Raw genomic sequence first — 399 nt, forward strand, 5'->3', positions numbered from 1 at the left:
TAGGAACAGAGTTGGGTGATGATTATCCTGGTCCTACCGGTAATGCAGCCCAGTTTAATAGCTTTGACGTAAGATCTACAAGTGGTAATTACTGGAGTGAGGAAATGCTTCTTGAGGCAATCAATGTGGTGCTAATGGATAGATTCCCTTCTGCCACCGAAGGTGCACAATATGATGTTACTTATGCTGCCTACAGTGGTTCTGTGAATCCGGTTATTGAATCTGTAATCCTTACAAATGGTGAGTACGTTATTGATGAAACTGCTACGGTATCAACTGTAATGGAAACAGCAGTATTCGCATATGGTGATGGTAGATGGATGATGCCCCTTGAATTGCCTGCAAATGTCTACACTGAGCAATTTGGACAAAGGTTTGGAAACTTAAGCAGTGAATCTG

At 42.1% G+C, this 399-nt stretch carries 1 pseudogene; it reads left to right on the top strand.

Features of this window, described 5'->3' with window-relative positions:
- A pseudogene (locus tag HC176_RS17145) lies at nucleotides 1-399 on the top strand (hypothetical protein); the annotation flags it as partial.

The sequence above is a fragment of the Tamlana crocina genome (genome assembly GCF_012037625.1).